Consider the following 20,346-nt stretch of genomic DNA (forward strand, 5'->3'; position numbering starts at 1 on the left):
TCCCCTTTTGCGGCCAGTGCTTCGGCGGCGCGATAGGCGCGTGTCCGACACGCGAACGAGCCACGCCTTATGCCTGTCCGACAGGCGGTTTTTACGCTTTGACAGCGCACAATAAAGCCGCGTAAGGCCATGTCGAGTGAAATTTGTCCGGACAACTTGAGCGCGCGAGAAGCGAGAGGGATTCCTTGCCCAGTCAGATCACCCGCCAGATCACCCGCCACGTCCTCACCATTCCCGCGCAGGGCGGGAAACCGGCGCGCAAGGTGCATTACCGCCGCTGCGGGCAAGGCCCGGCGCTGCTGATGGTGCACCAGAGCCCGCGCTCCTCGTCCGAATACACCGAGCTGATGCGGGATTGGGCCGCGCATTTCACCTGCATCGCCCCCGACACGCCGGGCTTCGGGCAGTCCGACCCGCTGCCGGGCGAGCCTGAAATAAACGACTTCGCCGACGCGATCCTCGAATTCGCCGACGCGCTCGGCATCGCGCCATGCGCCGCCTACGGCTTTCATTCGGGCGGCATCATCCTTGTGACCGCGATCAAACGCAGGCCGCAGGCTTTCCGCTGTCTTGCGGTCGGCGGCTATGCGATCTGGACGCCGGAGGAGATGCGCATCTTCGGCGAGAGCTACCTGCCCGAATTCGTGCCGCAGCCCTATGGCGAGCACCTCGCGTGGATCTGGAGCCGCATCCTCGAACAGAGCTGGGTCTTCCCGTGGTTCGACACGCGCGAGGAAGCGCGGATGTCCATCGCCCACGCCGATGTGGAGCACGTCGCCCGGACGGTCTCCGAAATGCTCGACGCGGGCGAGCATTACCGCGCGGGCTACGGCGCGGTGCTGCGCGCCCCGCGCGACATCCCGGCCCCGGACGCCGTCGTGCCGCCCTGCCTCATCAGCGCCTATGACGGCGACCCGCTGCAGGCGCATATCGACCGGCTCGGCGCGATGCCCGCAAGCTGGAGCGCGCAGAAGGTCGCGACCCCGAAGGAGCACCAGGACCTGAGCCTAGCCTTCCTCAAGGAGCACGCGGACACCGCGCCCTGCGGCGCTTTGCCGGAGGACGGGCACGAAGGCTGGCTTGAACTCGAAGGCGGGCTGATCCATTGGAAGGGCGCGAAGGGCGGGCGACTGCGCCTGCACCGCCCGGCGGAGGAACTGGCCGACCCCTCCAAGGGCGAGATCGCCATCGACGTCCCCGGCCACGGCCAGTCCGACGATTTCGACGACATGAAACGCGCGGTCGAAGCCTCTGCCGAGGCGCTCGGGGTGAGCGACATCGACTGGCCCGCCCCACCTGCGGGCGATGCCGACCGGCTCTACCCCGACATGGCCCCCGACCGCTTCGGCCTCTACCTCCAGCGCGCATGGCAGGTCGCGCGCGCCGAGGCATTCTTCGCCCCGTGGTACGAGGCGAACGCCGCCCACGCGGTCCCGCTCACGCCGGAAGCCATCGCCACCCCGGCGGTCCACGCCCGCGCCCTCGCCCGCATCCGGGCAGGCGCCGCCGCGCGCCGCTGGCACGACACCCTCGCCCAGATCCAAGGAGAGACAGCATGATCGACATGGCCAAGGAAATGCCGCTTCTCGCCCGCCACGAAGGCGTGTGGGACGGCACCTACACCTATTTCAACGCCGACAACGAGAAGGTCGACGAGCACGCCAGCCGCCTGCTCTGCCGGATGACCGGCGACGACGAGATCCCCTATCACCAGACGAATTACTACACATGGCCCGACGGCAGGACCGAGGTGCGCGATTTCCCCGCGACCTATCGCGACGGGCGCATCTGGTGGGACAATGAACTGATCCAGGGCTGGGCCGCCGAAGTGCCGCTCGACGACAAGAACCGCACGATCATGCTCTACTGGCAGCGCACGGGCGATCCCTCGCTCTACCTTTACGAGCAGATCCAGATTTCCGACGACGGCAAGAACCGCTGCCGCACGTGGCACTGGATCCGCGACGGCAAGCTGGAGACGCGCACCGCGATCCAGGAGCATTTCGTGACGAAGGACTGGAAGGCCATCGACGCGGAAATGAAGGCGAAACACGGCGCGTAAGACACGAGATGGGACGCACGCTGTTCGGCAAGATCTGGGACGCGCATTTCGTCGCCGAGACGGCGGGCGGCGCGGCGCTGGTCGCGATCGACCGGGTGTTCCTTCACGAACGCACCGGCGCCGCCGCGCTCGCCCGCATGGCCGAGATGGGGCGGGAAGTGCGCGATCCCGCGCGGGTCTTCGCCGTGATGGACCATATCGTCGACACGCGGCCCGGGCGCGGGGACGGGACATTGATGCCGGGCGGCGAGGGCTTCATCACCGAGACCCGCGCCGCCTGCGCCGAGGCGGGCATCACCCTGTTCGACGTCAACGACCCGGCGCAGGGCATCGTCCACGTGATCTCGCCCGAACAGGGCATCGTCCTGCCCGGCCTCACCCTCGTCGCGCCCGACAGCCACACCTGCACGCAAGGAGCCTTCGGCGCGCTCGCCTGGGGGATCGGCTCGTCCGAGGCCGAACACGCAATGGTGACGGGGACGCTGCGGCTCGAAAAGCCGAAGACGATGCGCGTGACCTTCGAGGGCGCGCTCCCAGCGGGCGTGACCGCGAAGGACATGATCCTCACCCTCATCGCCGCGCACGGCGCGGGCGGGGGCGCGGGGCACGTGGTGGAGTTCGCCGGGGAGGCGGTGCGCGCGCTCGACATGGAAGCGCGCATGACCCTCGCCAACATGGCGACCGAATTCAGCGCCATGACCGGGCTGATCGCGCCGGACGAGACGACCTTCGCCTACCTCGCGGGCAGGCCCTATGCGCCGGACAGCTTCGAGGATCCCTATTGGCGCACGCTCCGGACCGACGAGGACGCGACATTCGACCGCGAGATCGTCATCGACGCCTCACAGATCGTCCCGATGGTGAGCTGGGGGACGAGTCCCGAACACACCATCCCCGTCACCGGAACCGTCCCGCAAGGCCCGGCGCGGGCGCACGACTATATCGGGCTCGAAGCGGGGGCGGCTCTCGCCGGGACACCAGTGGACGCCGCCTTCATCGGCAGCTGCACCAATGCGCGCCTGTCCGACCTGCGCCGCGCCGCCGCGATCCTGAAGGGTCGCCGCATCGCCCCCGGCATCAGGAAGGCGCTGGTCGTGCCCGGCTCGCTTTCGGTCAAGCGCGCCGCCGAGGCCGAGGGGCTCGACAAAGTGTTCGAAGCGGCGGGCTTCGAATGGCGCATGAGCGGCTGTTCGCTGTGCTTCTACGCGGGCGGCGAGGGCTTTCCCCAAGGCTCGCGCGTCATCTCCAGCACCAATCGCAATTTCGAGGGGCGCCAGGGCCCCGGCATCCGCACCCACATCGCGTCGCCCGAAACCGTCGCGGCGAGCGCCATCGCAGGGGTGATCGCGGACCCGCGCGAATATATGCGCGTGGAGGAGCCGGCATGACCGCCTTCCCCCAGCCGCTCGCCGGGATCGCCGCGCCGCTCCATGTCGAAAGGCTCGCGGACAACGTGGACACCGACGCGGTCATTCCGAGCCGGGAAATGCGCTCGACCGGTCGCACGGGGCTTGCCGAGGGCCTGTTCGCCCCGTGGCGCTACAGCGATGCGGACGCCCGGACGCCGAATCCGGATTTCGTGCTCAACCGCCCGGAATACTGCAACGCGCAGATCCTCGTCGCGGGGTCCAATTTCGGCTGCGGGTCGAGCCGCGAACACGCGGTCTGGGCCCTTGCCGAATACGGTTTTCGCGCTGTGATCGCGGAAAGCTTCGCGCCGATCTTCCGCGGCAACTGCATCCGCAATTTCATCCTCCCCGTCACCCTGCCGCGCGAGGTGCTGGAGGAGATCGCGGGAGAGGTGGTCGAGATCGACCTCGAAGCGCAGGAGGTCCGCTGCCGGGGTGAGGCGCACGGCTTCGACATCGACCCCGAGGCCAAGCGGATGCTGGCCGAAGGGCTCGACGCGATCGACCTGACGCTGACGCAGCGCGATGCGATAGAAGGCTGGACCGAGGTCGACCGCGAAAAGCGCCCCTGGGTATACTTGGAGAACACCGAATGACCGAAATCCTCGTATCCGAAGTCGGCCCGCGCGACGGGCTGCAGTCGATCGACCGGGTGATGCCGCTGGAAGCGAAGAAGCGCTGGATCGCAGCCGAAGCGGCGGCGGGCGTGAAGGAAATCGAGGTCGGCAGCTTCGTGCCGCCGAAACTCCTGCCGCAGATGGCCGACACCGCCGAACTGGTCGCCTTCGCGCGGGAAATCGAGGGGCTGACCGTCGTCGCGCTCGTCCCCAATGCCAAGGGCGCGAGCCGCGCGGCCGAAGCCGGGGTCCACGCCATGAGCATCCCCTTCTCGATGAGCGAGACGCACTCGATCAAGAACGTGCGCAAGGACCATCCCGCCATGCTCGAAGAGATCGCAGCGGCCTCCGCCATTGCGCGCGAACACTCGATCCATTTCGCGGTCGGCCTCTCCACCGCCTTCGGCTGCACGATGGAAGGCGCGGTCAGCGAGGACCAGGTCGTGCGCCTTGCGGAAAAGGCGGTCGAGGCGGGCGCCGAGGAGCTCTCGCTGTCCGACACGACCGGCTATGCCGACCCGGCGCAGGTCCGCAGGCTCACCCGCAAGGTCAAGGCGGCGGTCGGCGCGGACAGGCTCACCACGCTCCACCTCCACAACACGCGCGGGCTTGGCCTCGCCAATGTCGTCGCGGGGCTGGAGGAAGGGATCACCACCTTCGACGCCTCCCTGGGCGGCCTCGGCGGCTGTCCCTTCGCGCCGGGTGCGAGCGGGAACCTCGTGACCGAGGACCTCGTCCTCATGCTCAATTCCATGGGGCTGAAGACCGGGATCGACCTCGAGAAACTGCTCGAAGTGCGCAAAATCGTCGCCGAGGCGCTTCCCGGCGAGCCGCTCTACGGCTTCACGCCGGATGCGGGGCCGATGCTCGATTACAAGGAAAGGGCCGCGGCATGAGCGCGCCGACGCCGCTTCAGGGCATCAAGGTCGTCGAATTCACCCACATGGTGATGGGCCCGACCGTGGGGCATATCCTCGCAGGGCTCGGGGCGGAGATCGTGCGGATCGAGCCGATCGGCGGCGACCGCACGCGGCGGCTGAAGGGCTCGGGGGCGGGCTATTTCCCGATGTACAATCGCGGCAAGTCCTCGATCTGCCTCGACCTCAAGAGCGCCGACGGCATCGCGGTGGCGAAGGACCTCGTGGCGGGAGCGGACGTGCTGGTGGAGAATTTCCGCCCCGGCGCGCTCGATAGGCTGGGGCTCGATTACGAAAGCTGCGCCGAGGCCAATGAGCGCCTGATCTACTGCTCGGAAAAGGGCTTCCTGCCCGGCCCCTACGAACAGCGCACCGCCTTGGACGAGGTCGCGCAGATGATGGGCGGGCTCGCCTACATGACCGGCCCTCCGGGCAAGCCGCTGAGGGCAGGCGCGAGCGTGATCGACGTGACCGGCGGGATGTTCGGCGTCATCGGCATCCTTGCAGCGCTCGAGGAACGCCACCGCACCGGGCGCGGGCAGAAGGTCACCGCCAGCCTGTTCGAGACCACCATCTACCTCGTCGGGCAGCATATGGCGCAATACGCCGTCACCGGCACGCCCGCCGCCCCCATGCCCGCGCGCGTGTCCGCCTGGGCGATCTACGACGTGTTCCAAACCAAGGACGAACCCGTCTTCATCGGGGTGGTGACGGACGCGCTGTGGGAGAAGTTCTGCAAGCTCTTCGGCCTCGACGAGTTGTGGGCGGACGAAAGCTTGCGCGAGAACAACGCCCGCGTCGAAGCGCGCGATCGCATCCTTCCCGTTATCCGCGAACTCGTCGCCACCATGACGCGCGAAGAGGTGATCGCCAAGCTCGACGGATCGGGCCTGCCCTTCGCGCCGATCGGCAAGCCGGAGGATATGTTCGACGATCCGCACCTCGCCGAGGGCGGATTGGAGGACGTGACGCTCGATAACGGGACGCAGGTGCGCCTGCCGACCATCCCGCTCGAAATGGGCGGGCAGCGGATCGGGGCGCCGCAGGAACTGCCCAAGCCCGGGCGCGACGCGCGCAGCGTTCTGGCCGGGCTCGGCTATGACGAGGACAGGATCGCCGCGCTTATCGGCGGCGGTGCGGTGGGAGAGAGCGCATGAGATGGATGACACCGGCTGCGGCCGCGGCCCTGCTGGCGGGATGCGCGATCAATATCGGCAACGAAGCCCCTCCCGCCGCAAGCGCGCCGCGCGCGGCGGGCGTGGACGCGCCCGCCGAGCGCCTGCCGACCGACGTGCGCCGCGCGACGATCATCGTGCGCGACATGGAAAAATCGCTCCGGCTCTACCGCGACGTGATCGGGCTTGAAGTCAATTACGACACCACCGTCACCACCAGCGGCGTCGCGCTTCCGGCGGGCGAGCCGGGGGCGACCGCGCGGCTCGTCCTCCTCAACGCGAACGATCCGTGGGTCGGCTGGATCGGGCTGATGGAGTGGACCAGCCCGCCGATTCCCGCCGACGATTACCCGAAACGCATGGGGCCGGGCGATGTCGTGCTGGTGCTCAACACCGACGATGTCGAAGGACGCTGCGCGGCGGCGAAGAAAGTTCCCGGCGTCACCTTCACCGCCGAGCCGCGCCTGCAGGTCTATCCCGGCCGCGACGGGGGCGCGGAGATCCGGGTGATGGGGTGCAATTTCTTCGACCCCGATGGCATCCTGATCGAACTCAACCAGATCCTCGACTGAGCGTCAGATCACGAAATCGATCGGTTCGGGCAGGCGCGAGCGGTGCGTCACCATGCTTTCGTGGAGGCGGACGACCTGCCGGCTGCCCGTGCGCACGAACAGGAACGGCACGAAGGCGTGGAGGATGCACGCCAGCCCCGCCGCGATCATGGCAAGGCCGAAGCGCAGCGCGCTCGCGCAGTGTTCGCCATAGCTTTCCCCGACCGAGGCGGGATGCTGAGTGAAGGCCCGGTGCAGGCGGGCGGGAAGCGAGGGCCGCGCGCTCATGCCGAGATGTCCGGCCCGTCGATCAGCAGCACCTGCACGTCGGCCAGCCCCTCGCGCAGCTTCTTCGCCTCGGCATATTCGGGGCTATTCCAGAAGCGCTTGGCCGCCTCGCGGTCGGGCCATTTGGAAATGACCATGCTCGCGCCCTCCCCGAAATCGCCTTCGAGGCATTCGGCTCCGGGCCCGCGGAGCAGGTATTCGCCGCCGAACCGGCCGATCAGCTCCGCCGCGCGCGCGCCGTAGTCCGAAACGAACGCCTCGCGGTCGCGGATCGAGGCGGTGACGATCATGTAGGCGGGCATTGCGTGTCTCCTTTCAGAAGGGCTTCACGGCGCCGAGGAAGCACACCGAGGCGATGGTGATCCAGTAGACATAGGCCGACCACCGCGCGAGGCCGATCTCCCTCGCGAGCGCCGCCTCCTGCGCGGCGTCCGGCCCAGCGGCGAGCACCCGGAACCGCTCGGTCCAGCGGCGCATGACGAGTCGCAGGAACAGGCCGATGACGAGCGCGAAGGCGTAGAGCGCCATCTTCGCGGGATACCAGTTGTTGCCCTCACCGGAATGGATCGGCCCGGTCCCGGCGAAGGCCATGAAGGCCAGCACGAACAGCGCGGCGATCAGCGGATAGCGCAGCAGTTCCTCGGCCCGCGTGACGGCGATGCCGAGATCGGTCTCGCGCTTGATGAAGGCGGTCCAGGTCATCGCCAGCCACACGGCGAAGAACAGCCACATGAGCCACACCCCCGCCCCGTCAAGCAGCGGCACGAAGCCGTAGATCTTGCCCATGTGCAGCCCCAGCGGGAGCAGCAGGACTATCCCTGTGCGCGCGAGGATGTCGATGCGGTAGGCGGTTTCCATGTGCCGCCGCCGCTCCTCCAGCGAGAGCGCGGGATTGGTGACGTGGTAGCTCGTCTGGAAGACGCCCCATTCCCCGCCCAGCCAGTAGACCATGGCGAGGATGTGGATCCATCTGAGGATGGACAGCTCGTTGAGATACAGGAATTCCATGTCCCCCTCCCCAGGTGAACGATGAAAAAGCGGCCGGGCCGCGGAGGACTATTCGCGCGAGAGCTTCTCCACGATGTCCATGATCGGCGGGTCGGAGGCTTCCATCGCCTCGACCTCCTGCTGGAAGCCGCGCATGATCCGCGCGACATAGGCCCGCGTCGCGAGCCCGCGCTCGTCGGCAGCGGCGCGGTCGGGCTCGTAGGTCTCGATGTCCTCGCGGCTGATCGTGCCCTTGGCATCGAGCAGGCGCTCCACCGTGTCCTGCCGTTCGCGCAGGGCGGAGACTTCGGCGGCAAGCGCGAAGACGGTCGAATAAAGCCGGTCGAGCGCGGGATCGTCGAAATATTCGGGCCGCCTGCCCTTGGCCTTGCGCCCCGACGCCTCGACCCAGTCGAAGCCTTCGCCCTCGCCGCTCACGCGGCCTGCTCCTGCGCTTGCGGCTTCCACGCGCCATAGGCGTTCCAGATCGCGGCGCGGCCGAAATCTTCCTCGCCGTCGTCGGGCGAGGGCGGGAAGATCTCCGGATCGACCACCGCGCGAACCCCGGCGGTGAACTGCGAATCGCGCGGGAAGCCGGCCTTCGCCATCACGTCCTTCAGGTCCTGCCCGTGCATCGCCGACCAGAACGGCTCGTTGTTGTTGAAGGCGTCCCAGTCGCGCATGAACTGTTCGAACAGCGGCATTTCGTCCGAATATTGCGGCTGCTCGATATGCAGGATGAGCCCGCCGGGCGCGAGCACGCGGTTCGCTTCGGCAAGGATGCGCGGCATGGCCTTGGCCGAAAGCTCGTGCAGGAACATGGTCGTCTGGACCCAGTCGAAAGACCCGTCGGCCCAGCGCGAGAGGTCCTCCCCCGATGCTTGGACGAAGCGGATGTTCTTCACCCCCATCGCCGCCGCGCGCGCCGCGCCGTAGCGCAGGGAAGCGGCCGCGGTGTCGATCGCGATGACCTCGGCGTCCGGGAATGCCTGCGCGATCGGCACGGCGTTGTGGCCGATGGTGCAGCCGATATCGAGGATGCGGCGCGGCTTCCAGTCGGGGCGTTCGGACTTGACCCATTCGACCACGGCCTGCCCGCCGCCGTCGTTGAGCCCGCCCAGCGCGCCGCCGGTCGTCGCGAACAGGCCGACATCGTAATTCGCGCCGACGGTGACGTCGCCCTCGCGCTCGCCCCCGTGATAGCCGCCGGGCTGGCAGTGGATGTCGACCGCGGTCTGGTATTCGGGCTGCTCGACGGCAGGATTGAGTTCGAGCATCCCCGAATGCTCGTTATACTGGCGCGCCATGGCATCGAGCTCGTCCAATTGGCGGAGCACCACTTGCCGCCCGGTGTGCTGGCGCATCTCCATCGAATTGCGCTTCAGCGCCGACCACATCCGGTGCCAGGGGTCCTTGTTCATCGCGTCGCGGATTTCATAGCGGTGCTCGGGATCGCGCCCGTGCTCGGCGCGGAAGGCGGGCAACACGCGCTTTTCGTAGGCGAGCCGGTTCCCCGCCCCGATCGTGCCTGAGAGGTAGCGATTGAAATGGGTGAGGAAATTGAACCGCGCCGCCTCGTCGTGGGTGGTGCGCGGCATCATCTCGTGCCGGGTGAGCGCGGTATAGGGAGGGGGAAGATCGCTGGCCATTTCATCACCTCGAGAATTTGTCCGGACAAATTCGCCCGACAGGTCCGCTTTGTCAATCCTGCCTTTTGGACGGGCAGCACCTGAACGAAGCGCACGCATCGCCCGTTCCGGCGCGGGAAACCTTGATCGCGCTCAAACGCTTCCCATCCACAAAGCTTGCTAGTGCCCCGGCCCCTATGCGATTTTAGGCACGTTTCGCCGAATCCACGGCTCAAGACAGGAAAGCACCACGAATTGACCACGCCCGACATCCCGCAGCCCGCGACCCACAGGCTCGACCGCGGCGACCTGCAGCGCGCCTATCGCTTCGAGGAAGAGGCTTGCATCGCCGAAAGGCTCGAACAGGCAGCGCCCGCGCGCAAGGTCGCACCCGAGGCGGCGGCGCTCGCCACGCGCCTGATCGAAGGCGCGCGCGCCCAGACCGCGAGCGGGATCGACGCCTTCCTCCAGCAATACGGGCTCGACACCGAGGAAGGCATCGCGCTGATGTGCCTGGCCGAAGCGCTGCTGCGCGTGCCCGATGCGCGCACCGCCGACGCGCTCATCCGCGACAAGATCGCCGAGATCGAATGGGGCGAGCACCTGGGCGAAAGCTCGTCGACCTTCGTCAATGCGGCGACGTTCTCGCTGATGCTGACGGGCGAGGTGCTGGAGCGGCCCGAGGAACACCAGAAGGGCATGGGCCGCACGCTCAAGAACGCGATGAACCGGCTGGGCGAACCCGTCATCCGCCGCGCGACCTTGCAGGCGATGCGGATTCTCGGCGGGCAGTTCGTCTTCGGCCGCACCATCGAGGAGGCATTGAAGCGCGCCGCGCCCGACCGTGCGAAGGGCATCACCCACAGTTTCGATATGCTCGGCGAAGCGGCGATGACCTATGCCGACGCGGAACGTTACCGCGTGGCCTATGAAAAGGCGATCGAGCGCCTGACGCGCGAGGCCTCGGGCCGGATCGGAACCTCGCCCGGCATTTCGGTGAAGCTGTCGGCGCTCCACCCCAAGTACACCCATTTCCACAAGGAACAGGCCCGCGCCGAGATCACGCCCATCGTCAAGCAGCTGGCGATCAAGGCGCGCGATGCGAACATCCACTTCACCATCGACGCGGAGGAAGCCGAAAGGCTCGAAGTCTCGCTCGACATCATCGAGGCGCTCGTCAGCGACGATGAAATCTTCGCCCGCGCCGACGGCAGCCGCTGGGAAGGCTTCGGCCTCGCCATCCAGGCATACCAGAAGCGGGGCGTGCCGCTGTGCGACTGGATCGCCAAGCTCGCCCGGCGGCATGGGCGCAAGCTGTTCGTGCGGCTGGTCAAGGGCGCCTATTGGGACAGCGAGATCAAGATCAGCCAGGTCGGCGGCTATGACGACTATCCGGTCTTCACCCGCAAGATCGCGACCGACGTGTCCTACCTCGCCTGCGCCGCGCGCCTGTTCGAGCACGACGATGTGATCTTCCCCGCCTTCGCCACGCACAACGCCTACACCGTGGCGGTGGTGAAGGAGTTGAGTGCCGGACGTTCCTTCGAGTTCCAACGCCTGCACGGCATGGGCGAGGAAGTGTTCGAGGCGCTCCACGAAATCGAGGGCAATGACCGCACCCCCGTGCGCATCTACGCACCCGTGGGCGGGCACAAGGAACTGCTCGCCTATCTCGTGCGCCGCCTGCTCGAAAACGGCGCGAACACCAGCTTCGTCAACCGCATGGGCGATGCCGAGATCCCGGCGGAGGAACTGGTGGGCGACCCCGTCGCCGAACTCGCCGCGATGAAACCGCGCCGCAACCCGGCGATCCCGCTGCCCAGGGACATTTTCGGCGCGGCGGAAGGCGGCCGGCTCAATTCCGCAGGCGTCGATTTGTCGGACCCGCTGGTGCTCGGGCCGCTGCAGGCCGAAATCGACAGGCTGGCGGACGAGGAATGGTATGCCGGCCCGACCTTCCCCGGCCCCGAAGCGGGCGAGATCGCGCCGATCACCATGCCGCACGATCTCAGCAAGGTCGTCGGCAAGCGCCGCGATGCGACCCCGCAGGAGGTCGAGGACGCCTTCGCCCGCGCGAGCGCGATCCAGCCGGGCTGGGATTCGCTCGGCGGCGAAAAGCGCGCGCTCCTGCTCGAGGAAGCCGCCGACCTGTTCGAGGCGCACACCGCCGAATTCCTCAGCCTCGCCACGCGCGAGGCGGGCAAGACCCTGCTCGACGGCGTGCTCGAGGTGCGCGAGGCGGTCGATTTCCTGCGCTATTACGCGGCCGAGGCGCGACGCCAGTTCGCCGAACCCGTCATCCTGCCCGGGCCGACCGGCGAGGAGAATCGCCTTTCGCTCCACGGGCGCGGCGTGTTCGCGACGATTTCCCCCTGGAACTTCCCGCTCGCGATCTTCACCGGCATGGCGTCGGCCGCGCTCGCCGCGGGCAATGCCGTGATCGCGAAGCCCGCAGAACAGACCCCGCTCATCGCCGCGCTCGCGGTGAAGCTGTGCCACGAGGCGGGCATCCCGCCCGAAGCCTTCCAGCTGCTTCCCGGCGCGGGCGAGGTCGGCCAGCTCATCACCGCCGACCCGCGGCTGGCGGGTGTCGCCTTCACCGGCTCGACCGAGACGGCGCGCGCGATCAACCGCACGCTCGCCGGGCGCGAAGGCCCGATCGCGACTTTCATCGCCGAGACCGGCGGGCAGAACGCGATGATCGTCGATTCCTCGGCGCTGCCCGAACAGGTGGTGCGCGACGTGGTGGCGAGCGCTTTCCAGAGCGCGGGCCAGCGCTGCTCGGCGCTGCGCGTCCTCTACCTGCAGGAAGACGTCGCCGACGAGATGCTTGAGATGATCCGCGGCGGGTTCGAGGCGCTCAACGTCGGCGATCCTGCCCGGCTTTCGACCGATGTCGGACCCGTCATCGATCCCGACGCGCAGGCCGCGCTCGAACGCCACGTCGCCCGCAGCGAGGCGAGCGGGCGGCACGTCATGCGCTGCGCCATGCCGAACGAGACGGGCAAGGGCTGTTTCGTCGCGCCGACCATCATCGAGGTCGATTCGATCCACGAGTTGACGCGCGAGAATTTCGGCCCCGTGCTGCACGTCGCGCGGTTCAGGGCGGAGGATCTCGGACAGGTCATCGCCGACATCAACGCGACCGGATATGGCCTCACGCTCGGCCTTCACAGCCGCATCGCCGCCACCCGCCGCTTCGTCGAGGCGCGCGCGCGGGTCGGCAATTTCTACGTCAACCGCAACCAGATCGGCGCGGTCGTCGAAAGCCAGCCGTTCGGCGGCGAGGGCCTGTCGGGGACCGGGCCGAAAGCGGGCGGGCCGCATTACCTCGCCCGCTTCGCGGTCGAGCGCGCGGTCTGCATCGACACGACCGCGGCGGGCGGGAATGCCAGCCTGCTGCAGGCATAGGACCAGCCTGCTGCAGGCATAACACGTGCTTGCCACGGGCATCGGGGGGGCGGTATGCCGCTCCCCATGCCTGCCAAGCTCCTGCGCCTGCCCCGCCTCGCGGTCCATCTTCTCGCGCTGTTCCTGTTCGCGTGGAGCAGCGCGGCGATGGCCGAGGTGCGCATCCACTTCCACAGCTTCGACGGGTCGGTGCTGTGGGGGCGCTATCCGCACACCTTCATCGTGCTCGAAGGCACGCTCGAGGCGACCGGCGAGGCGGTGAACGAGAATTACGGCTTTTCCGCGCGCAAGGTGACGCCCGCGATCCTCACCGGCCCGGTCGAACACATGGTGCTGGCTGAAACGGAAAAGAACATCCGCAACACCAACCGCCATTTCACCCTGACCATCACCGACCGGCAATATCGCCGCATCATCGCCGAGGTGAACGCATGGCAGAACGCGCCGGGCAAGTATTACGACCTTGAAAAGCGCAACTGCATCCACTTCGTCGGGCGCATGGCGGAGATCCTCGGGCTGAAGGTCGATTACCCCGACGATATGCTGCGCCGGCCGAAGAAATGGCTCAACCACGTGACGCGGATGAACCCCGAGCTCGACGCCGAGGTGATCGACTGAAGCGCGGCGGCGGGCGCGCGAAAGCCGTGACATGAGCCTCCTTACCGCCTATCGCCGCAGGCCCATGCCCGGAACATCGCGCCAGGCCCCGATGAATCAGCTCGTGACCTTCGCGGTCATGGCGCTGGTGCTGCTGGCCGGCGCGCTGGTTCCGCGCGGCTATATGGTCGCGCCTTCCGCGGCGCACGGGTTCGAGATCACCGCCTGCCCCGATGCCCACCCGCTCGCGCGGATGGTCGCGCAGATCGAGGACGAGGAACGGCGCGCGGCCCATGCGGCCATGGGCCACCACGACGAGCCGTCGGGCGGCCCCTCCTCGTCGAGCCAGTCGGGCGGCGACTGCGCCTTTGCCGGGTTTTCCGCCCCGGGGCTCGCCAATGACGTGCGGGGCTGGGAAGGGCCGGTCGCGATTGTCGCGGCGCCCCGGCTCATCGCCTATCGCGAGCGGGTCGAGGCCCGCCTGCCGAGACTGCGTCCGCCCCTGCGAGGGCCGCCGCTGAACGTCTGACACCCGACGCTTTCAGAACCGTGCACTGGCCGCAAACGCCGGTGCGCGGCGGCTCACGCATATCACGGACATATCCATCATGGCATTCACCTCCATGAGCAGGGCGATCCTGCTCGCTTCGCTTTCCTGCCTTGCCTTCGCGCCCTTCGAGGCGGCTATCGCGCAGGACACTTCCGACCCCGACGAAACCGACACGCAGCAGGCAGACCCGATCCTGACCGACCGCATCGTGGTCAGCGCCGTGCGGCCCGACCGCGCAAGGCGCGTCGGCCAGGACAGCCTCGCCATGCCCGAGCAGATCGCGCTTCCCGCCGATGCCACCGCGATCGCGGCGCGCGTGCCGGGCGGCGCGTTCTTCGGCAACGGCGCGCTGTCGGGCCAGCTGTCCTATCGCGGCCTCGCCGGGCAGCGCGTGCTCGGCCGCGTCAACGGCCAGCGCTTCGCGACCGGCGGCCCCAACGCGATGGACCCGCCCTTCCACTACGCGCCCTCGGTCCTCGTCGAGCGGATCGACGTCGCGCGCGGCGTCGCGCCGGTCTCGCAGGGGCCCTCGCTCGCCGGTGCGGTCAACGCGCAATTGTTCGAGACGGATTTCACCGACAGCGCCGACTGGTCACCCGACCTGCGCTTCACCAGCCAGTATCGCAGCGTCGACGACAGCTACGCCATCGGCGGCATGGCGGGCCTGTCAAACGAGGACTGGCGCTTCGGCGTGATCGCCAGCCGCGAGGAGGGGGGCGACTATGAATTCCCCGGCGGCACCGCGGTCGGCACCTCGTTCGAGCGGAACCTTTACGGCGCGCACGCCGGTTTCCGCACCGGGGCGGGCGAGCTGTTCCTCGAATATCGCAGGAGCGAGACCGACCCGACCGGCAACCCGCCCTTCTTCCTCGACATCGTGTTCTTCGACACCGACTTCGTGCAGGGCGGGTTTCGCGGGGAAATCGCCGAGGACGTGCACCTCACGCTGAGGCTGGGCCATGTCGCGATCCGTCACCTGATGGACAACCAGACCACCCGCGATCCGGTCGCGCCCCCGCCCCGCGCGCGCGCGACCTTCGCGGATGCCGACACCACGACCGCCGAATTCGCCCTGCGTTTCGGCAAGGCCAACAACCACGTCGAGATCGGTGCCGACACCGAACTGACCGACAAGTTCGTGACCATCACCAACCCCTTCAACCCGGCCTTCTTCCTCGAATCGCAGCCCAATGTGCAGGCCGAGCGCGTCGGCGCCTTCGCCCAGTGGCGCGGCGGGGTCGGGCGCGCGGAATTCGAGCTGGGCGCGCGGGTCGACAGCACCGCCCAGAGCGCCGCCATCCCCCGCGTCGGCGACGCCGTCCCGATGGGCCCGCGGATGCTCGCAGGCGCGTTCGGCGCGGCGGATCGCGACACGCGCCAGACGACGTTCGACGCCGTGCTGCGCGCATGGATGCCGCTCGGCGACGTCACGCCGCGCGTGACGCTTGCCCGCAAGGAGCGCGTCGCGAGCCTGCTCGAGCGGTTCGGCTGGCTCCCGACCGAGGCGAGCTTCGGCCTTGCCGACGGCAATATCTATGTCGGCAATCTCGATCTCGCGCCCGAGACCGCGTGGATCGCGGAAGTGGGCTTCGACCTTGAAACCGGAGTGCTGTCGCTGCGCCCCACCGCCTTTTATCGCCGGGTCGACGATTTCATCCAGGGCGTGCCCTTCGACGACACGATCGGCGTGATCGACAGCCCGGTGGAAATGATCGCGGCGATGAACGGCGATCCCACCCCCTTGCGCTTCGGCAATGTCGATGCCGAGCTTTACGGGGTCGATCTCGACTTCGCGCTGCGCCCGGTGAAACGCATCGAGGTGAGCGGCACGGCGAGCTTCGTCAGGGGCAAGCGCCGCGATGCCGCCGACAACCTCTACCGCATCCCGCCCGCCAACCTGCGCGTCGCGGCGGCCTATCGGGGCGACGGGTTCTCCTTCGGGGCCGAGCTGTTCGCCGCCGCCGAGCAGGACAAGGTGTCGGCCTTCAACGGCGAGGAGCCGAGCCGGTCCTTCGCCGTCGTCGGCCTGTTCGCACGCTACGGCCTTGCCGAAGGACTCGCCATCGAAGCGGGCGTGGAGAACCTGTTCGACGAATTCTACCAGCCGCACCTTGCCGGACGCAGCCGGTTCGGAGCCTCCGACGTGCCGCTGTTCGAGCGCCTGCCGGGGCCGGGGCGCGGCGTCTGGGCGCGGCTGACGGGGCGTTTCTGACGGCGCGTTTTCGCGGCGAGGCCGGGAGGGCCGGACGGGAGGCGTTTAAGCGCTTCCCGGCCCTCCCGGCCGCCCCGAAAGCGCAACAAAATTGCCGCCGCGAATGCGAAAGATTCAGGCGTTGATTCACATGATTCAATCACCAAATTTTTCTTCACAGATTCATTTTGCCCCTTGCGCAATCCGCGACTCAAGCTTGGTCCACGCGTCGCACGGGGTTTCGGCGGGCGATCGGACGCCGGGCAGGCCGGTTAAGGGTTAATCGGGCGTTGACGCGGATTCGCACCTGATTCAGTATCTAGTGGTTCGCTTCGCAGGGGACCCCCAAGCCATGGTGACAGCCCGCCGCTCCGCAGGGGCGGAGAGGGGCAAGGAGTCGCCGCGGCGAAGAGCTTTCCGAGAGGCGATGCAAGACGTTCCGGTGGACAGACCTGTGGACCCGCAAGGGGGCATCCTGTGGGCAGGCTGTCGATGGGGCCGAAGGGAACAGACTCGGAACATTTCCCTCTTGCGGGGATGCTCCGAACAGGGGACAAGCGGGTGTGATTATGGATTTCAAGACGAGCGACAGCGTGCCGGGCGAGAACATGAGCGATACGATCGAGGACACCGCCGCCGCAGGCAGCGCGCAGGCAGACGAGAAGGCGGTAAGCATGAAGAAAGAAGACGTCGGCAGCGAAGAGCTGATCGCCGAAAAGGCGGGCGAGGCGATGGCGGGCGCCATGGCCGAGGCGATGAAGACCGCCGCCAAACCCGACAGCAAGAGCGTCAACCCGCGCCGCTTCGACATCAAGGTCGATCCGGCGCGCGATGCCAACCTCACCGCTTTCGGCAAGGAAACCCTGACCGACCGCTATCTCCTGCCCGGCGAAAGCTACCAGGACCTGTTCGCGCGCGTCGCCGATGCCTATGCCGATGATCAGGATCACGCGCAGCGGCTCTACGACTACATCTCGAACCTGTGGTTCATGCCGGCAACGCCGGTGCTGTCGAACGGCGGCACGAACCGGGGCCTTCCGATTTCGTGCTACCTCAATTCGGTCGAGGACAGCCTCGACGGGATCGTCGGCACGTGGAACGAAAACGTCTGGCTCGCCTCCAAGGGCGGCGGCATCGGCACCTATTGGGGCAATGTCCGCGGCATCGGCGAGCCGGTCGGTTTGAACGGCAAGACCAGCGGCATCATCCCCTTCGTGCGAGTGATGGACAGCCTCACGCTCGCGATCAGCCAGGGCTCGCTGCGGCGCGGGTCGGCGGCGTGCTATCTCGACATCTCGCACCCGGAAATCGAGGAATTTCTCGAGATCCGTAAACCTTCGGGCGACTTCAACCGCAAGGCGCTGAACCTCCACCACGGCGTGCTCGTCACCGACGAGTTCATGGAGGCGGTGCGCGCGGGCGATCGCTTCGAACTCAAGAGCCCCAAGGACGGCAGCGTGAGGGGCGAAGTCGATGCGCGCTCGCTGTTCCAGAAACTGGTCGAAACGCGCCTTGCGACGGGCGAGCCCTACATCGTCTTTTCCGACACCGTGAACCGCATGATGCCCAAGCATCATCGCGAATTGGGCCTCAAGGTTTCGACCTCGAACCTGTGCTCGGAAATCACCCTGCCGACCGGCATCGACCACCTCGGCAAGGACCGCACGGCGGTGTGCTGCCTGTCCTCACTGAACCTTGAAAAGTGGGACGAGTGGAACTCGGACAAGATGTTCATCGAGGACGTCATGCGCTTCCTCGACAACGTCCTGCAGGACTATATCGACCGCGCGCCCGACGAGATGGAGCGCGCGCGCTATTCGGCGAGCCGCGAGCGCTCGGTCGGGCTCGGCGTGATGGGCTTCCACTCCTTCCTCCAGTCGAAGGGGCTCGGCTTCGAAAGCGCCATGGCCAAGGCGCACAACCTCAAGATGTTCCAGCACATTCAGGCCAAGGCGTCCGAAGCCTCGATGCTGCTCGCGCAGGAACGCGGGCCCTGCCCCGACGCCGCCGAAATGGGCGCGATGGAGCGGTTTTCCTGCAAGATGGCGATCGCGCCGACCGCGTCGATCTCGATCATCTGCGGCGGGACGAGCGCCTGCATCGAGCCGATCCCGGCGAACATCTACACCCACAAGACGCTGTCGGGCTCCTTCATCGTGAAGAACCCGTACCTCGAAAAGCTGCTCGACAAGAAGGCGAAGAATTCGACCAATGTCTGGAACTCGATCCTCGAACGCGGCGGGTCGGTCCAGCATCTCGATTTCCTCACCGCGGAGGAAAAGGCCGCGTTCAAGACGAGCTTCGAGATCGACCAGCGCTGGCTGCTCGAATTCGCCGCCGACCGCGCGCCCTATATCGACCAGGCGCAGTCGCTGAACCTGTTCATCCCGGCCGATGTCGACAAGTGGGATCTCATGATGCTGCACTTCCAGGCGTGGGAGAAGGGCATCAAGTCGCTCTACTACCTCCGCTCGAAATCGGTGCAGCGCGCAGGCTTCGCCGGCGGGGTCGAGGCCGACAATACGCCCGAGGCGACCAAGTTCGAACTCAACGCCGCCGGCGGCGCGGAGCAGACCGACTACGAGGAATGCCTGAGCTGCCAATAAGGCGCCGTGCATGGCACGGTATGGCGGGGACTACAGCGAGCCGATCAATCCGTGGCTCGCAGTGGTCCTCGTTTCCTATGCGATCGCCTATTTCCTGCAGAGCGTCTCGGTCGAATGGCCGGACACTTGCGATATTCCCAGCGTCCGGGGAGTGTCATTCACGGGCCTGATCGCCCAGTATGCGTGCACCGATCTGCTCCAGGGCGGGCTCGCCGAGAAACTGCTGTTTGTCCTGCTGTGGAGCGCCCCGGCGTGGATCGTCGGGCTCTCCATCCGTTACCGGATCCAAAAGGCGCGAGGCGGGCCGGGAGAGGCCGGAAGGGAATGATCGCGCCATGCATGGCCTAATGGCCCATCGGGTCTTTGTTTACCTTTCCCTGATACCATCCTGCGTCATGCACGCCCGCCGTTCCCAGCGAGTCCCCACCAGCGCCACCGGCTCCTGCCGCTCGGCGCGCGGGATGCAGTGGGACATCCGGCTGGAGGACCTTTCCAGCGGCGGCTGCCGGGTGGAGGATTCGCGCGGCGCGATGGCGCTCGGCGAATATGTCCGCCTCTTCATCGCCGGGACGGGCCCGCACATGGCCGAGGTCGCGTGGCGGCAGGGCAGCCGCGTCGGGCTCGAATTCCAGACCCCCCTGCCCGATCGCATCTTCGCCCTGCTCGCCGAGGAACGCTGGGAGGAGGCGAGCCGCGCTTTCGCCGATCCCCGCCACCGCGGCTATGCGCGCCGCTCCTGCCTGTGAACCGCGCGCGCCCTGCAAGACCGCACGCACCGCGCGCACTCGCCAAGCCCTTTTCGCTGTGACATAAACCCTTTGCCGCAACGACTTCGCGGCGCTGGAAAGGGGAAGAATGCCATGGGTCTGCCGTTCTGGGCGGGTGTTTTCGGTGCTGTCGTCTCGATCGTTTTCCTCGTGCGCGCGTGGCTCGAGCTGCGCAAGAACCGCGAGGGCCACCTGCGCAATGCGGCGATGATCCATGTCGGCATGGCGGGGATGTTCCTGCCGGCCTGCCTGTTCATCATGCTCGCCTACCTGTGACCATGACGCGGGAGAGCACGCCGCGTACGCCCCGCCTGCTTGCCGCGGTCGCGCTCGCGCTGCTCGTCTCGGCTTGCGCGAACCAGGTCGATGCGGGCGTGAGCAAGGCGGCGGGTACGCCCGGCTTCTGGTGGGGGCTGTGGCACGGCTTCATCTTCCCCTGGGCATGGATCGGCTCGCTCTTTTCGGACGACATCGCCGTCTACGCCGTGCCCAACACAGGCGGATGGTACGATTTCGGCTTCTTCCTCGGCATCACCGTGCTCGGCGGGGGGAGCTTCTTCGGTTCGCGCCGAGGAAAGGACTGAACCGAT

General features: G+C 67.4%; 21 protein-coding genes. 16 read left to right on the forward strand and 5 right to left on the reverse strand.

The window, feature by feature from the left end:
- The first annotated feature begins 185 nt into the window (after positions 1-185).
- The 7 genes from G9473_RS11385 to G9473_RS11415 are packed head-to-tail and all read left to right on the forward strand — an operon-like array spanning position 186 to position 6,752.
- Complete coding sequence (locus G9473_RS11385) at positions 186-1,559, forward strand: alpha/beta fold hydrolase (protein ID WP_291133450.1); 1,374 nt, start codon at positions 186-188, stop codon at positions 1,557-1,559.
- Positions 1,556-2,062 carry a DUF3598 domain-containing protein gene (locus tag G9473_RS11390; protein ID WP_291133451.1) on the forward strand — a complete coding sequence of 169 codons (507 nt, stop codon included), beginning with the start codon at positions 1,556-1,558 and terminating at the stop codon, positions 2,060-2,062. Before G9473_RS11385 ends, G9473_RS11390 begins: the two co-directional genes overlap by 4 nt.
- 8 nt (positions 2,063-2,070) lie before the next feature.
- Positions 2,071-3,450: a 3-isopropylmalate dehydratase large subunit gene (locus G9473_RS11395; RefSeq protein WP_291133452.1), complete on the forward strand. Its 1,380-nt coding sequence runs from the start codon at positions 2,071-2,073 to the stop codon at positions 3,448-3,450.
- A complete protein-coding gene (gene leuD / locus G9473_RS11400) occupies positions 3,447-4,067 on the forward strand; it encodes a 3-isopropylmalate dehydratase small subunit (RefSeq protein WP_291133453.1) in 621 nt (206 codons plus the stop codon). Before G9473_RS11395 ends, leuD begins: the two co-directional genes overlap by 4 nt.
- A complete protein-coding gene (locus tag G9473_RS11405) occupies positions 4,064-4,984 on the forward strand; it encodes a hydroxymethylglutaryl-CoA lyase (RefSeq protein ID WP_291133454.1) in 921 nt (306 codons plus the stop codon). Before leuD ends, G9473_RS11405 begins: the two co-directional genes overlap by 4 nt.
- A complete protein-coding gene (locus G9473_RS11410; RefSeq protein ID WP_291133455.1) occupies positions 4,981-6,162 on the forward strand; it encodes a CaiB/BaiF CoA-transferase family protein in 1,182 nt (393 codons plus the stop codon). The genes G9473_RS11405 and G9473_RS11410 overlap by 4 nt, the downstream gene beginning before the upstream one ends.
- Complete coding sequence (locus G9473_RS11415; protein WP_291133456.1) at positions 6,159-6,752, forward strand: VOC family protein; 594 nt, start codon at positions 6,159-6,161, stop codon at positions 6,750-6,752. The genes G9473_RS11410 and G9473_RS11415 overlap by 4 nt, the downstream gene beginning before the upstream one ends.
- 3 nt (positions 6,753-6,755) lie before the next feature.
- On the opposite strand, the gene G9473_RS11420 is transcribed toward G9473_RS11415, so the two are convergent.
- The 5 genes from G9473_RS11420 to G9473_RS11440 are packed head-to-tail and all read right to left on the reverse strand — an operon-like array spanning position 6,756 to position 9,655.
- A complete protein-coding gene (locus G9473_RS11420) occupies positions 6,756-7,019 on the reverse strand; it encodes a DUF6356 family protein (RefSeq protein ID WP_291133457.1) in 264 nt (87 codons plus the stop codon).
- Positions 7,016-7,321, reverse strand: coding sequence for a DUF1330 domain-containing protein (locus G9473_RS11425; RefSeq protein ID WP_291133458.1), 306 nt, complete (start codon positions 7,319-7,321; stop codon positions 7,016-7,018). Before G9473_RS11425 ends, G9473_RS11420 begins: the two co-directional genes overlap by 4 nt.
- 13 nt (positions 7,322-7,334) lie before the next feature.
- Entirely contained in the window at positions 7,335-8,027 is a 693-nt protein-coding gene (locus tag G9473_RS11430) for a hypothetical protein (RefSeq protein WP_291133459.1), read from the reverse strand.
- Positions 8,028-8,075: 48 nt separating this feature from the next.
- Positions 8,076-8,444 carry a hypothetical protein gene (locus G9473_RS11435; RefSeq protein WP_291133460.1) on the reverse strand — a complete coding sequence of 123 codons (369 nt, stop codon included), beginning with the start codon at positions 8,442-8,444 and terminating at the stop codon, positions 8,076-8,078.
- A complete protein-coding gene (locus G9473_RS11440) occupies positions 8,441-9,655 on the reverse strand; it encodes a class I SAM-dependent methyltransferase (protein WP_291133461.1) in 1,215 nt (404 codons plus the stop codon). The genes G9473_RS11435 and G9473_RS11440 overlap by 4 nt, the downstream gene beginning before the upstream one ends.
- Before the next feature lie 234 nt (positions 9,656-9,889).
- On the opposite strand from G9473_RS11440, the gene putA reads away from it, so the two are divergent.
- The 9 genes from putA (at position 9,890) to G9473_RS11485 (ending at position 20,340) form a co-directional block, all read left to right on the forward strand.
- A complete protein-coding gene (putA, locus tag G9473_RS11445) occupies positions 9,890-13,045 on the forward strand; it encodes a bifunctional proline dehydrogenase/L-glutamate gamma-semialdehyde dehydrogenase PutA (protein WP_291133462.1) in 3,156 nt (1,051 codons plus the stop codon).
- 66 nt (positions 13,046-13,111) lie between these two features.
- Positions 13,112-13,663, forward strand: coding sequence for a hypothetical protein (locus tag G9473_RS11450; protein ID WP_291133463.1), 552 nt, complete (start codon positions 13,112-13,114; stop codon positions 13,661-13,663).
- A gap of 31 nt (positions 13,664-13,694) precedes the next feature.
- On the forward strand, positions 13,695-14,171 hold the full coding sequence (locus G9473_RS11455) for a hypothetical protein (protein WP_291133464.1): 477 nt from the start codon (positions 13,695-13,697) through the stop codon (positions 14,169-14,171).
- Between the two features lie 79 nt (positions 14,172-14,250).
- Complete coding sequence (locus tag G9473_RS11460) at positions 14,251-16,404, forward strand: TonB-dependent receptor (protein WP_291133465.1); 2,154 nt, start codon at positions 14,251-14,253, stop codon at positions 16,402-16,404.
- Positions 16,405-16,952: 548 nt separating this feature from the next.
- Positions 16,953-18,989, forward strand: coding sequence for a ribonucleoside-diphosphate reductase subunit alpha (locus tag G9473_RS11465; RefSeq protein WP_291133466.1), 2,037 nt, complete (start codon positions 16,953-16,955; stop codon positions 18,987-18,989).
- A 10-nt stretch (positions 18,990-18,999) separates the two neighbouring features.
- On the forward strand, positions 19,000-19,317 hold the full coding sequence (locus G9473_RS11470; protein ID WP_291133467.1) for a hypothetical protein: 318 nt from the start codon (positions 19,000-19,002) through the stop codon (positions 19,315-19,317).
- 67 nt (positions 19,318-19,384) lie between these two features.
- Positions 19,385-19,735, forward strand: coding sequence for a PilZ domain-containing protein (locus G9473_RS11475; protein ID WP_291133468.1), 351 nt, complete (start codon positions 19,385-19,387; stop codon positions 19,733-19,735).
- A gap of 114 nt (positions 19,736-19,849) precedes the next feature.
- Positions 19,850-20,032, forward strand: coding sequence for a hypothetical protein (locus G9473_RS11480; protein ID WP_291133469.1), 183 nt, complete (start codon positions 19,850-19,852; stop codon positions 20,030-20,032).
- Between the two features lie 2 nt (positions 20,033-20,034).
- Positions 20,035-20,340 (forward strand): hypothetical protein, encoded by a 306-nt coding sequence (locus G9473_RS11485; RefSeq protein WP_291133470.1) that lies wholly within the window; start codon positions 20,035-20,037, stop codon positions 20,338-20,340.
- Positions 20,341-20,346 lie beyond the last annotated feature (6 nt).

Origin of the sequence: Erythrobacter sp. (assembly GCF_011765465.1) — a bacterium.
Taxonomy (GTDB): Bacteria; Pseudomonadota; Alphaproteobacteria; order Sphingomonadales; family Sphingomonadaceae; genus Erythrobacter.